Here is a 12,300-nt window from a genome sequence, read left to right as displayed (position 1 = left end):
TCAACTGCCTCCTGCTCTGCTAAAATCTTTTCCACTGCATCGCATACACAGTTCTCATGCCGGCCATGGGTTTTTCCGCAGCTCATTGATTTCAGCTCCTTCTTTATAGGGTATTTGACTTTAGTCCTTAACAACATATGTACCCGTGCCCCACTTGGTGTGGGTGAACGTCTATATATTCATCATATGCTTGGAAAATAAGAAAAAGCAGAGCGTTTTTAGCTCTGCTTTTAGGTTCTAGAGGACAAGAGTGATGACTAGGACAGCGATCAGAACGTTTGTAGCTGTAGAGACAAGGGTTGCGATATCGGCATCTACTGTTGTGACGTTTACGCCGCGGGAGCATTCGATAAGAAGTTTCTGGCGGTTTACTTGCTTGTTAGCTGTAAGCTGCAATAAATCTTGTGCGACTAATTCAGCAATAACGCCATCTGCAATGGAGGTGAGAGCTACTGTCAAGACAGCTGCATTAAGCGCTGTTACAATAGATGTTACGGCTTGAACGTCTGTAGATGAAACGTTGATGTCACAAGAGTCTCTAATAATAATTGTCTCATCTGAGACTTGTTTGTTGAGATTTGCCTGAGCTAGATCTTGGTCGATAAAGGCGTTGTTGTCATTGCCAAACCCATTGTTATTGCAGCAAATATCGCAATTGCATTTTCTTTCTTCTTTTTCTTTCTCTTTGTGCTCTAACGGATGGTCACAGTCAGGATCAAGTGCAACCCAAGAGTATGGTCTGCTTTCCATATCTATTCCTCCTTTTCTTTTACTGTTATTAAATGAGCGAGCCTCTTACTTTGACTGAGGCATTTATCTTGATGATGTGCCCTATTTTTTATGATTAATTTGAATTGTTATTGTTTTGCCGTCTTTGTCTGAGCTGTTCAATGAGCTGCTCTCTGCGGCTAAGCGGTTTATCGCTCTTTTGCTCTTGTACGGCTTCTTCTTCTTTTTTCTTCTTGTGTTTTTCAGCTAGCTCCGCTGATTTCGCTTGCAGGTCTTTTACCATATTCAAAAGCATTTCTTTTTCTTCATCTGATACTTTTTTCATTTTGTCTTTTGTGATGCCGTGTTTTACAAATATGTTTTGGACCAGCATTTTCATCATTGGATCAACTTCTGGGAGCTTTTCAAGCTCTTCTTTGATTTTATCGTTATCTGACATTTGTTCTCACCTCAACTTTTAGTTTGTGAAAAGAAAGGATTAAAGGATGTCGAATTCAAGTAGCATACTGTTTAACACCTGAAGCAAGATTTGTACAAAGGTTATTATTTCGTCTGCAGACAAAGTAATCTTGATGTTTCGGCTGTTGATAATTTTAATGATGGTTCTTTTTTTGATTTGAGAGTTATCGAGAATGAGTATTTCGCTTGCTACTGTGTCGGCCAAGTCCTCGTCGGCAATAACGAGCTGTGTCAGCAGGATAATCAATGTTGTAACCAAGGCTTGTATAGAAAGGGCAGATGTTATATGTGACGTATCTATTGTGATATTTTCGCAATCAATCACTTCGATCTGCTGCTCGAATTCGCTTGATAATTGCTCAAATATGTCAGGATGCAGGGATTCAATTTTTGTTTCAAATGACATAACCTTCACTCCTTTCTTATCCATACTCTATATAATGCAAATGGGGTGCAGAGCGGAATAATAAAAATAACCAATTTTCTGCCGGACAAGATACAATTCATGAAGAATAGGGTTTTGGCATATATGTGAAGGGATCATGATTGGCAAAGGAGTGAACGAGTGGTTATAAATGGGCTGACAATTGTTCTTCTATCGCTTGCGGTCTTTCGGCTCGCCCGCCTGCTGGTGTTTGACACGATTATGGCGCCGCTTCGCAGTCTGTTTCATGAAGAGAAGGAAGAAAAGGATGCGGACGGGAACATTGAAACCTATATCGTGATTAAGGGAACCGGTGTCAGGGCGTTTATTGGTGAATTGCTGAGCTGCTATTGGTGCACAGGCGTGTGGTGCGCCGGCTTTTTGATTTTATGCCAGGCGTTGATCCCGCAAGCGGCGCAGTGGCTGATTTTACTTTTGGCGATCGCCGGCCTTGCCGGCATCATAGAAACGCTCGTATCAAAATGGCTGCAAGAATGAGGCGTTACCACCAGCAACTTTTCACTAGCATCAGCATAAAGTAGCATATATGACATAAGGAAAGGAAGGGGACAAAAATGAACCAACATCATAAACCTTCCCAAAAATCTCCATATACAGATTCATCGTATCAATCAAAAAAGATAAAAAAGAAAGGCTGCGGGTGCGGAAATAAAAAGAAAAAGCCTCAATAGCCTGGCAAAGAAACCGGAGAACTCCGGTTTTTTGTTTTTTTAACGGGGCGGCCTCGCTCAGCATATATCATAAGCGGGGGGATAAAAGTGAATGAGTTTGAAAAATGGATAGAAGGAAGATATGAACCACACGAACAAAAGCAAAAAGAGTATGAAGACACGATGGGCCGTATCAGAAAAGACTTGGATGCATTTGATAAAGCCGGTCTGGAATTTGAAGATGAGATTGAAGAGCTGGCTGAAAAAACGGAGGCCTTACTTAAGAAACATCAAGCTCAATATGATCAATCATAAATCCGCAAACGCCCTATGCGAATATCCAAGCCGATCCAAGCAGCTCACATAGTGTATAGAGAGTAAAGGAGGTGCTTATCTATGGGCTTTGGATACGGATTCGGCGGCGGCTACGGCGGCTGTTATGGCGGTTATGCTGGCGGTTACGGCGGCGGCTATGGTTCAACATTTGTTTTGTTGGTCGTATTATTCATTCTCCTCATCATCGTAGGTGCATCTTTCTTTTAAGATGTATTGAGGAAGTACGGGTTATAACCCGTGCTTCCTTGCCTTGTGTTTATTTTTAAAAATGTTGGAAAAGCACATTGTATTATGTGCATTCATACAATACTGTATTACTCCGCCAAAAGGAGGCGCATTATGGATAATCAATTTTTTAAGAACATCGAAAAGAAAACAGGTGTGAAGATGCAGGATGTAATGAATCTTGCCGGATCACTCCAAAACGCTAATTTTAAAGATGAAAATACAGTGCGCAGTGTGATTAACCGCGTAGCGCAGATGGCAAACAGACGCGTGCCAAAAGAATTAGAAGATAAAATTGTGGAATCTATTACAAGCGGAAAAGAAAAGCTTGATTTTGGCACGATTTCTAAAATGATGGATAATAAATAAGTGGATGGCCTGGCTGACTCACTGCAGCGGGCCTTTTTTTACAGTAAAAACCCGGCAGTAATCTGCCGGGCTGTTAATGATGCAAGGGCTGTCTTGCTTTTTGTAGAAGGGGATACAAAAATCTTGAGCGGTTGGCTGTTTTGCCGCGCCTGTTAGCGGGGCAAGACAAATATAAATGCTGTTTCGCCCGGGTCATGGCTACATATAAAAGGCGTCTTTCCTCCTCAAGAGCGGCCTCGTCTCCTTTTCTTGCCGTTTCTAATGAGAAATCGTGCGGAATCGAGCCGTCTACAGTGCCTAACACGTAGACTGTTTTGAATTCAAGGCCTTTTGACCGGTGAATGGTCATCAGCTGAACGCCATGTTCATCCGTTCTGTTTTTCTCAGCGGCCCTCATATGGTCTACGTGGGCAAGAAAGTCAGGAATCGTTTTGAACTTCTTGGCGACAACCTTGATGTCACGCAGGTCATCAGAGCCTTTTTCCAGCTTGTTGCCCTCATTGCCCCGCTTTTTTAAATACTCGGAGAAGCCCATTTTTCCTTCTGCAAAGGTGATGGCTTCTACGGGCTTCATCGTGCGGAGGCTTGCAAAAAACGGTACGATTTTCTTGATTTTGTCCAGCTGGAATGGCTTCAGATCAGGCAATTTGGCCAGCGCTTTGATCATGGTACAGTCCTCTGTAATCGAGAGCGCCTTCAGCGTATTCAAAGCGGACTGTTTTAAAAACAAGGCGGGAAGCAAATGTTTAATCGCTTCGGTGTCATCCTCATTTTGGCTGGCATACAAGTAGGCGAGAATCTGGCGGACGATCCGTCTGCTGTAAAACGATTGGACGCCGCGGTCAGCTGTATACGGAATTGATGATTGATGAAGCCTTTCATAAATAGCACGGCCTCCGCTGTTTGTGCGGTACAGAACCGCAAAGTCTTCTGGACTGGCTCCATTTTGAATTTTTTCTTTGATATCGGAAACGACCATTGTGGCTTCTTCCTCTTCATCATAAGGATAAAACAGCACAGGGACCTGAATGTCATCGCGGGCCGCTTCAAGCGTTTTGGCATATCTGTTTTTGTTCTTTTTCACAACGATATCAGCACTAGAGACGATCGGGTGCGTAGACCTGTAGTTCGCAGTTAAATAGATCGTCTTCGCTCCCGGATAATCCTTTTGAAAATCAAGAATGAAAGACGGATTGCTTCCGCGAAACGCGTAGATGGACTGGTCATCGTCTCCGACACAGCACAGGTTTTGCTCCGGGCTGGCGAGCATTTGCATGATTTTGTATTGAACCGGATTAATGTCCTGAAACTCATCAATTAAGATATACGTAAACCGAGATTGATATTGTTCCAGAAGGTCAGGCCGCTCGATAAACAATTCATAGCAGGCTGAAGCCATGTCATCAAAATCAAATTGGCTGTGTTCTTTTTTCTGGCGTTCATAATGTTCATATAAACGATAAACTTGTTTTTCCCACTCATCTTTTAGAGGGATGCGTTCATTTGGGACATAAGTGTTTTTCCAAAAACCGATCTGCTGCAGAGCTTGGTCAACTGGGAATTCTTTCTCATCGATGCCTTCTTCATAGAGTGCTTTTTTGATATATTGTTCCCGCTGCCACTCCATTTTCAGCAGATGCTCACCGTTCCATTTAGCAGAATTAGAGTGATACAAGATCTTATAAAACAGACTGTGGAATGTTCCTGTCACAAGTCTTCTGACTTTTGCCGGCTGTAATCCGTACTGGTTGGCCATACGCTCTTTCATTTCAGCGACAGCTTTTGTTGTAAAGGTGACAAGCAGCATATTTTCAGGCGGTATGCCTAAGTGTTCGATCATGTGGGCGGCACGGGCTGTCAGCACCCGTGTTTTTCCGCTCCCCGCACCTGCAAGCACGAGCAGCGGGCCCTCTGTTTCCGTGACAGCTTTCAGTTGATCCGTGTTTAAGCCGACAGACGGAAAAAGGCTCGTATCGGGTTCTATTGTTTTTGGCACAAATGGTGTTCCTGGTTTAATGCTTCTAGGACGGTGCCATTCCGTAACAGCTGGGGACGGGTCAGCGGCGATCGCTTTTCCCTTGGGTAAACGAATGACACCAGATTCCTGATCGTCTTCTTTTTTTTCCTCTTTAGAGGGCTTCGGTTCGCACGCCTCCTCACATGCCGGAAAATCGCCTGGCTGGCGATGGATAAACTCTGGCGGATCGGCGATGTTAAGCCGTAACAAAACGGGCTTTCCGCAATGAGAACAAAATAAATGTCCTTTTATTCCCTCTTCAAAGAGGAATTGATAATGTTCTCTCGAATATGTATGTAAATGTATGATTCTATCATTCAGTCGGGCGCATTTCAAAAAGGGGTCCTCCCAATCAAAAGGTGTTCATTACAGACAATGACTATCATATCAAAAGAAATGTGTTTCAAAAAGTAAGTTTAAGGGAAAAGAGACAGCAGAGGGGTGGGTATTGTATGATATATGCAGGTCAAATTCAGAACCAGCAATACGCTCAATATGCTAATAGAACGATTGGACATAAGCAGGATTATGCCGGAACCGAAAAAATCAGCTATGTCCCGTTTCAGCGGGTATACAAAGAACTGGAAAAGCAGCAGGAGAATCAAACGGCAGCTGAAAGAAAAGTAAACGAGATGAAACGTAAGCGCTCTCTTTATAAGAGATTGCGAGAAAAAGGAATGGGCACATATATTAATCGATATGTATAAAAAACCGTTCATACGAGAGAACGGTTTTTTTATATGCAGTAAAAATCCGGATCTCAAAAGATCCGGATGCGTTCAGTCCTTCATCATTTGTAAGTGCGGAATGCCGGCATCGAGGAATTCTTTTTCAGAAAGCACGCGATACCCGTGTTTCTTGTAAAACGGCACAGCCTGTGTTTGCGCGTTTAAAATGAAACCGTAAGCGCCTCCGTCTGCCGCGGCTTTTTCGAGCGCTTTCATAATGATGCCGCCGACACCGGCTGAGCGGTGGCTTTTCAGTACGCAAATGCGCTCTAACTTGCCGTAGCCGTCCTTCATGCGCCATCTTCCGGCACCGACAGGCTTTTCGCCGTCATACACGACGATATGCTCTGACTCATTTTCAAGTTCGTCAATTTCTTCTTCAGCAGGCACGTTTTGTTCTTTGACAAAGACTTCTTCTCTTACATAGAATGCATCTTTCAGTTGTTCTTCATTTTTTGCGATAACTGCTTTCAAACATTATTCTCCTCTGCCTAGCAAGAAGGTTTCATATACTGTCCACGATCCGTTTTCCAGCTGGTAAAGCAAGTGGAAACGGTCAACGATTTCTTCATGCGACACTTCCTGCATTTTTAATTGTCCCAGCACATCTGAATGCTCATCGTCGGAAAGGTTTTGGCCGACCGTCACATGCGGAACGAAATTATATTCCTGTTCTCCTGCCAACACACCGGTGTATAGCTTTTCATTGAGTGTTTTTAACTCTTCCGTCGGTTCTGCTTTGATGTAAATGACATTATTGACAGGCGCAAATGAGCTGTATTTTGTCATTTTGAGAACGAGTGGGTGGGACTCTTTTGCGATGTTTCTTAAATGTGATACGAGCTGATCCGCTTTCTCCTCCGCGCATTCAAAGGATGCTCTCAGCGTCAAATGAGGCGGGATCAGAGAGTAGCTTGGGTCATAGCGCTTTCTGTAAGAGTTTGCAAGGTCTTGGAGCTTTTTTGATGGAAATAAAACGATTCCATATTTCATATTATGTCCCTCCTGGAAATAAAGTATGATAGAGTGTTAAAGCATTTTTTTCAGCGCCGGGGTGATGAGCGGCTGCCAGTATGTCCATTTGTGGTCTCCGTCAAATGGCTCGAAATCATAATCGGAAAGCTTTTTCTCCAGCAGCTGTTTCAGCTCCCGGTTCGGTTCTGTAAAGTCCAGAATGTTCCCGTCTGTCGTGTGGACGTCAGTTTCTTTTGTTCCGATTTGGTGATAAATAGAGAGGTGTTTGATATCGTCTGACTGTTTTACGGCTTCTAGTACGTGTTTGTCAACATAGGGAGACTGCATGATGATGTTGCCAAACATATTCGGATAATCAAGCGCTGTCATAAGTGACACGGTTGCTCCGAGCGAATCACCTATCAGCGTTCGGCCGTAACCGATCTGATAGGTTGGATACTCATCATCTGCAAAAGGAACGAGCTCATGGGCGATGAACCGTTTATAAGCCGAAAATTTTGAACCCTCCGGATGATAGGTGTTTCTGCGCTCTTTTACATCCTTATAAGGAACACCGATAATAATGCTCCGGTCTATTTCGCGTTTCGACAGCAATTCCTCAACCTGTCTGCCGATTCTCCCCAGCCTGAAATAATCGTGGCCGTCCTGCGCGATAATGACATGGTATTTATAAAGCGGGGAGTAGTTGGACGGCAGATAAACAAGCAAGGTCATTTCCTCGTTAAGCTCTTTTGAAAAGAATTTCTTTTCTTGCACTGTGCCGTTTTTCGGTGCCATAAAAACATTCCTCCAGGACATCACTATACTTTCTTGCATTTTCAATTATTGTACCATGAATTATTAGAAATTTCTCTCTTTAAACGGTTCGGCACACGAAGAAAAAAGTGTTGAAATAAACTGTGAATTGCGCTAATATAAAACAATCAGAAAATTGAAATCGATATTTCTTATCGTGAGAGGTGGAGGGACTGGCCCTTAGAAACCTCAGCAACCGGCTTGTTTTGCATGTGCAAAGCGCCAAGGTGCTAAATCCAGCAAGCGTTTTTTATGCTTGGAAGATAAGAAGAAGCGTTAAACCCCTTCTTCTTATGAAGAAGGGGTTTTTATTTTGAAAAGGGAAGGTGTCAGCTATATGTCACAGCACGTTGAAACGAAATTAGCTCAAATTGGGAACCGTAGCGATGAAGTCACGGGAACAGTGAGTGCTCCTATCTATTTATCAACAGCATACCGCCACAGAGGGATCGGAGAATCTACCGGATTTGATTATGTCCGCACAAAAAATCCGACACGCCAGCTTGTTGAGGACGCCATCGCTAACTTAGAAAACGGCGCGAGAGGGCTTGCCTTTAGTTCGGGAATGGCTGCTATCCAAACGATTATGGCGCTGTTTAAAAGCGGAGATGAACTGATCGTTTCATCGGACCTATATGGCGGCACGTACCGTTTATTTGAAAATGAATGGAAAAAATACGGATTGACTTTTCATTATGATGATTTCAGCGATGAGGACTGTTTACGCTCTAAGATTACGCCGAATACAAAAGCGGTGTTTGTGGAAACGCCGACAAACCCCCTCATGCAGGAGGCGGACATTGCACATATTGCCCGGATTACAAAGGAGCACGGTCTTCTGCTGATCGTAGATAATACATTTTATACACCGGTCTTGCAGCGGCCGCTTGAGCTGGGAGCTGACATTGTCATTCACAGCGCAACCAAGTATTTAGGCGGGCATAACGATCTGCTTGCTGGACTTGTCGTGGTGAAGGATGAGCAGCTCGGAGAGGAAATGTTTCAGCATCAAAATGCAATCGGCGCCGTCCTGCCGCCATTTGATTCGTGGCTTCTGATGAGAGGAATGAAGACGCTGAGCCTCAGAATGGGCCAGCATCAGGCAAACGCGCAGGAGCTTGCGGCGTTTTTAGAAGAGCAGGAAGAAATTTCGGATGTGCTGTATCCCGGAAAAGGCGGCATGCTGTCCTTCCGTCTGCAAAAAGAAGAATGGGTCAATCCGTTTTTAAAAGCGCTGAAGACCATTTGTTTTGCAGAAAGCCTCGGCGGGGTGGAAAGCTTTATTACATACCCTGCGACCCAGACGCACATGGATATTCCTGAAGAGATCCGCATCGCAAACGGGGTGTGCAATCGGTTGCTGCGCTTTTCTGTCGGTATTGAACATGCGGAAGATTTAAAAGAGGATCTAAAACAGGCATTATGTCAGGTCAAAGAGGGAGCTGTTTCTTTTGAGTAAACACAATTGGACGCTGGAAACCCAGCTCGTGCACAATCCATTTAAAACAGACGGCGGAACCGGGGCGGTCAGTGTACCGATTCAGCACGCCTCGACTTTTCACCAATCTTCATTTGAAGAGTTCGGGGCATATGATTACAGCCGCTCTGGCACGCCGACAAGAACAGCTCTCGAAGAAACAATTGCCGCACTGGAAGGCGGAACAAGAGGATTTGCTTTCAGTTCAGGCATGGCTGCCATCTCAACAGCATTTTTACTGCTGTCACAGGGTGATCACGTTCTTGTGACAGAAGATGTATACGGCGGAACCTTCCGTATGGTGACAGAGGTGCTGACCCGGTTTGGCATTGAGCATACGTTTGTCGACATGACGGATCGTAATGAAGTGGCGCGGAGCATCAAGCCGAACACAAAGGTCATTTATATGGAGACACCGTCAAATCCGACACTTGGGATTACGGATATTAAAGCGGTTGTTCAGCTTGCAAAAGAAAACGGCTGTCTGACCTTTCTGGACAATACATTCATGACACCGGCACTGCAGCGACCGCTTGACCTCGGCGTGGATATTGTACTTCACAGCGCGACAAAATTCTTAAGCGGACACAGCGATGTGCTCTCAGGTTTGGCTGCTGTCAAAGATGAAGAGCTTGGGAAGCAGCTGTATAAGCTGCAAAACGCGTTCGGCGCCGTCCTTGGCGTGCAAGATTGCTGGCTTGTCCTGCGCGGATTAAAAACGTTGCAGGTCCGTTTAGAGAAAGCGAGTCAAACAGCCCAGCGGCTTGCGGAATTTTTCCAGAAGCACCCGGCGGTCAAGCGCGTGTATTATCCGGGACTGGCTGATCATCCCGGCGCTGAAACCCATAAAAGCCAGTCAACGGGAGCGGGCGCCGTGCTATCTTTTGAGCTTGAAAGCAAAGAGGCCGTTAAGAAGTTAGTCGAGAATGTGTCACTGCCGGTCTTCGCTGTCAGCCTTGGCGCCGTGGAATCGATTTTGTCCTATCCGGCAACGATGTCTCACGCGGCAATGCCTAAGGAAGAGCGTGAAAAACGCGGTATCACTGATGGCCTGCTCCGTCTGAGTGTGGGCGTCGAACATGCAGACGATTTAGAACACGATTTCGAACAAGCGCTGAAAGAAATTGCTCCAGTTGCGGTTCGTTAACAAAGAAGCCGGGGATGGCCCGGCTTCTTTTATTATTGTTCGTCATCAGGATTCAGAATCGCGAGGACTTGATGATCCTCCCAAACGCCATTAATTTTTACATTTTTTCGGGCGATGCCTTCTTTATGAAATCCCGCTTTTTCTAAAACACGCATGGACCCGAGATTACGGGGCATCACACCGGCTTCAATCCGATGCAGTTTCAATTCGTGGAACGCATAATCAACAACCAATCTGACTGCCTCTGTCATAATGCCCTTTCCATTATGGGCTTTGTCTAAAAAATACCCGATGAACGCAGTTTGCAGCGCGCCACGGATGATTTGAAAGAGCGAAACCGTCCCGATTAATCTATCGTCTGACGCTGTAAAGATGCCAAAATGATATTCTTCATCTTTCTCAAGTCTTTCCTGATACTCGGTTATCCGTTTTCTTTGCCCCTCAACCGTATAGTAATCGTCTGCGCGTATCATAGAAAACTGTTCGAAAAAATCCCGATTTTCGCTTTGCAGCCGCAGATTTTCTTCGGCATCCGTTACTTCTAAAGGTCTAACATAAATGGTTATTCCTTTTAACATACAGTGATCTCTCCGTTCTCGTGTCAGCATTCCTCTTACATTATTCTCAGGGAAATGCAAATATCCTTTTTATAAGAAGGAAGAAAACCAATTTCCCATAAAAGTGCCAACATAGTTGCCGATTAAGTAGCCGAGCGTACCGACAAGCATGATCGGGGCGACAAGCTCCCGCCATCCCTTGGCAATTGCCATCGCAGCCGCAGTCGTCGGTCCCCCGACAGTAGCGTTGACGGCGAGCAGAATTTCTTCAAGCCGCACGCGGAACAATTTTCCGGCAGCTAAGGAAACTGCTAAATTGCTGATCGCAATGATAAACACGAATAATAGAATAAGAGGCGCATTCGTGACGATTAAGCGGAGATCTGCAGGAATGCCGATCACCACAAAAAACAAATAAATCAAAAAGGTTCCAAGTTCCTGAGATCCATTGAGCCTTTCAAAAAAACGCGGGAAAAGAAAAATGATAAGAACAGTTAAAGACGTAAGCACCAGGTACTGATCGCCAAGCGTACCGGTCAGCAGGGGATGAGAAAAAATGCTTTTAAAATAACCGGAAACCTTCATACTAACCGCAACAAGTGCGAAAGCGGCACCGGCATTAAATGCGATATCCTTTAAGGAAATATCCTTCCGTTTCCAATAGCTTTCAGCACTGTTTCCGCTGTTTTCATCGGCTTTTACCTTCTCTTCAAACGGCATGGCATAATGCCGCTGAAACCATTTGAGTGCAGGAATGCTGATTAAAATAAAAAACAAAAGCGCCATCATAAAATTATCAGCCACAACGGTAGCCGACACATATTCACCAGGCGTCTCAAATTTTGCCGCCATCGCCGCAAAGTTGACCCCGCCGCCGATATAAGAGGCGCTGATCATCCCGCCGATTTTATCGAGATAGGGAATATGCTGTTTAAGTAGAAAAAAAGCAAGAATGCTCCCAAGCACAGTGCCAGCGGAGCTAATCAGAAAAATAAACAGCAAACGCCTGCTTTCCTTAAAAATTTGCCGAACATTGATCTGAAACAATAAAAGTGGTATCGCCAGCGGCACCACATAAGACCACACAGTATCATACACAGGCGACTCAACAGGAAGCACTCCTACATTTGTAAACACCATAGCACCTGCCAGCGCGATAATAGCACCCGACACAGCGGACGCCCACTTAAAGCGCTGCTCCAGCCCGATACTCACTGCCGCCCACACCGCAATAAACCCCCATAATACCCAAACATCATCGGAAGAAATCAAAGAATGCAAAACCCCATCACCTCTATTGTTAGAAAATTAAGACATATTATAATAGCCGGGGAACGGAACAGCAAGTCCAAAAAAAGTTTTTCTAAAAAAGCAGTTGACGAATAGAAGGT

General features: G+C 44.7%; 16 protein-coding genes, 1 pseudogene and 1 riboswitch. Of the genes and pseudogenes, 7 read left to right on the top strand and 10 right to left on the bottom strand.

What is annotated here, in order from left to right; all coding sequences use genetic code 11:
• From RAC86_RS27330 to RAC86_RS27315, 4 genes and pseudogenes are all read right to left on the bottom strand, one after another.
• A pseudogene (locus tag RAC86_RS27330) lies at nt 1-86 on the bottom strand (spore coat protein); the annotation flags it as partial.
• A gap of 151 nt (nt 87-237) precedes the next feature.
• Nucleotides 238-750, bottom strand: a complete 513-nt coding sequence (cotX, locus tag RAC86_RS27325; RefSeq protein ID WP_015252341.1) for a spore coat protein CotX — start codon at nt 748-750, stop codon at nt 238-240.
• 94 nt (nt 751-844) lie between these two features.
• Nucleotides 845-1,168, bottom strand: a complete 324-nt coding sequence (locus tag RAC86_RS27320) for a hypothetical protein (protein WP_015252340.1) — start codon at nt 1,166-1,168, stop codon at nt 845-847.
• A gap of 39 nt (nt 1,169-1,207) precedes the next feature.
• Entirely contained in the window at nt 1,208-1,594 is a 387-nt protein-coding gene (locus tag RAC86_RS27315) for a spore coat protein (protein WP_021479535.1), read from the bottom strand.
• A gap of 159 nt (nt 1,595-1,753) precedes the next feature.
• On the opposite strand from RAC86_RS27315, the gene yjcA reads away from it, so the two are divergent.
• The 4 genes from yjcA (at nt 1,754) to spoVIF (ending at nt 3,213) form a co-directional block, all read left to right on the top strand.
• Nucleotides 1,754-2,110, top strand: coding sequence for a sporulation protein YjcA (gene yjcA / locus RAC86_RS27310; RefSeq protein ID WP_014476457.1), 357 nt, complete (start codon nt 1,754-1,756; stop codon nt 2,108-2,110).
• A 281-nt stretch (nt 2,111-2,391) separates the two neighbouring features.
• The gene (locus RAC86_RS27305; RefSeq protein ID WP_017695696.1) at nt 2,392-2,598 is read left to right on the top strand and encodes a hypothetical protein; all 207 of its coding nucleotides are present in this window, start codon (nt 2,392-2,394) and stop codon (nt 2,596-2,598) included.
• Between the two features lie 81 nt (nt 2,599-2,679).
• Complete coding sequence (gene yjcZ, locus RAC86_RS27300) at nt 2,680-2,826, top strand: sporulation protein YjcZ (RefSeq protein ID WP_015252337.1); 147 nt, start codon at nt 2,680-2,682, stop codon at nt 2,824-2,826.
• Nucleotides 2,827-2,958: 132 nt separating this feature from the next.
• Complete coding sequence (spoVIF, locus tag RAC86_RS27295; RefSeq protein ID WP_003232870.1) at nt 2,959-3,213, top strand: sporulation-specific transcription regulator SpoVIF; 255 nt, start codon at nt 2,959-2,961, stop codon at nt 3,211-3,213.
• 73 nt (nt 3,214-3,286) lie between these two features.
• Here spoVIF and RAC86_RS27290 read toward each other — a convergent pair whose 3' ends face one another.
• A complete protein-coding gene (locus RAC86_RS27290; protein ID WP_014479472.1) occupies nt 3,287-5,566 on the bottom strand; it encodes an ATP-dependent helicase in 2,280 nt (759 codons plus the stop codon).
• A gap of 116 nt (nt 5,567-5,682) precedes the next feature.
• On the opposite strand from RAC86_RS27290, the gene RAC86_RS27285 reads away from it, so the two are divergent.
• Nucleotides 5,683-5,937, top strand: coding sequence for a hypothetical protein (locus tag RAC86_RS27285; RefSeq protein ID WP_003232866.1), 255 nt, complete (start codon nt 5,683-5,685; stop codon nt 5,935-5,937).
• A gap of 72 nt (nt 5,938-6,009) precedes the next feature.
• Here RAC86_RS27285 and RAC86_RS27280 read toward each other — a convergent pair whose 3' ends face one another.
• From RAC86_RS27280 to RAC86_RS27270, 3 genes are read right to left on the bottom strand one after another with little or no spacing between them, the layout of a single operon-like run.
• On the bottom strand, nt 6,010-6,432 hold the full coding sequence (locus RAC86_RS27280; protein ID WP_043940093.1) for a GNAT family N-acetyltransferase: 423 nt from the start codon (nt 6,430-6,432) through the stop codon (nt 6,010-6,012).
• 3 nt (nt 6,433-6,435) lie between these two features.
• Nucleotides 6,436-6,951: a YjcG family protein gene (locus RAC86_RS27275; RefSeq protein WP_003232861.1), complete on the bottom strand. Its 516-nt coding sequence runs from the start codon at nt 6,949-6,951 to the stop codon at nt 6,436-6,438.
• 36 nt (nt 6,952-6,987) lie between these two features.
• The gene (locus tag RAC86_RS27270; protein ID WP_003245358.1) at nt 6,988-7,710 is read right to left on the bottom strand and encodes an esterase family protein; all 723 of its coding nucleotides are present in this window, start codon (nt 7,708-7,710) and stop codon (nt 6,988-6,990) included.
• Nucleotides 7,711-7,877: 167 nt separating this feature from the next.
• Nucleotides 7,878-7,998, top strand: a riboswitch (SAM riboswitch).
• A 67-nt stretch (nt 7,999-8,065) separates the two neighbouring features.
• Between RAC86_RS27270 and metI the strand changes: the two genes are divergently transcribed.
• Complete coding sequence (metI, locus tag RAC86_RS27265; RefSeq protein ID WP_377886226.1) at nt 8,066-9,187, top strand: cystathionine gamma-synthase/O-acetylhomoserine thiolyase; 1,122 nt, start codon at nt 8,066-8,068, stop codon at nt 9,185-9,187.
• Nucleotides 9,180-10,352, top strand: coding sequence for a cystathionine beta-lyase (gene metC / locus RAC86_RS27260; RefSeq protein ID WP_021479530.1), 1,173 nt, complete (start codon nt 9,180-9,182; stop codon nt 10,350-10,352). Before metI ends, metC begins: the two co-directional genes overlap by 8 nt.
• A 32-nt stretch (nt 10,353-10,384) precedes the next feature.
• On the opposite strand, the gene RAC86_RS27255 is transcribed toward metC, so the two are convergent.
• Together RAC86_RS27255 and RAC86_RS27250 are read right to left on the bottom strand one after the other, a co-directional pair.
• Nucleotides 10,385-10,930, bottom strand: a complete 546-nt coding sequence (locus tag RAC86_RS27255; RefSeq protein ID WP_377886224.1) for a GNAT family N-acetyltransferase — start codon at nt 10,928-10,930, stop codon at nt 10,385-10,387.
• A 69-nt stretch (nt 10,931-10,999) separates the two neighbouring features.
• Complete coding sequence (locus RAC86_RS27250) at nt 11,000-12,190, bottom strand: DUF819 family protein (RefSeq protein ID WP_041345440.1); 1,191 nt, start codon at nt 12,188-12,190, stop codon at nt 11,000-11,002.
• Nucleotides 12,191-12,300: the final 110 nt, after the last annotated feature.

This window comes from Bacillus sp. LR_5 (assembly GCF_042709275.1).
Note: the sequence above shows the minus strand (reverse complement) of the source record. Positions and strands in the feature narration are given on the sequence as shown.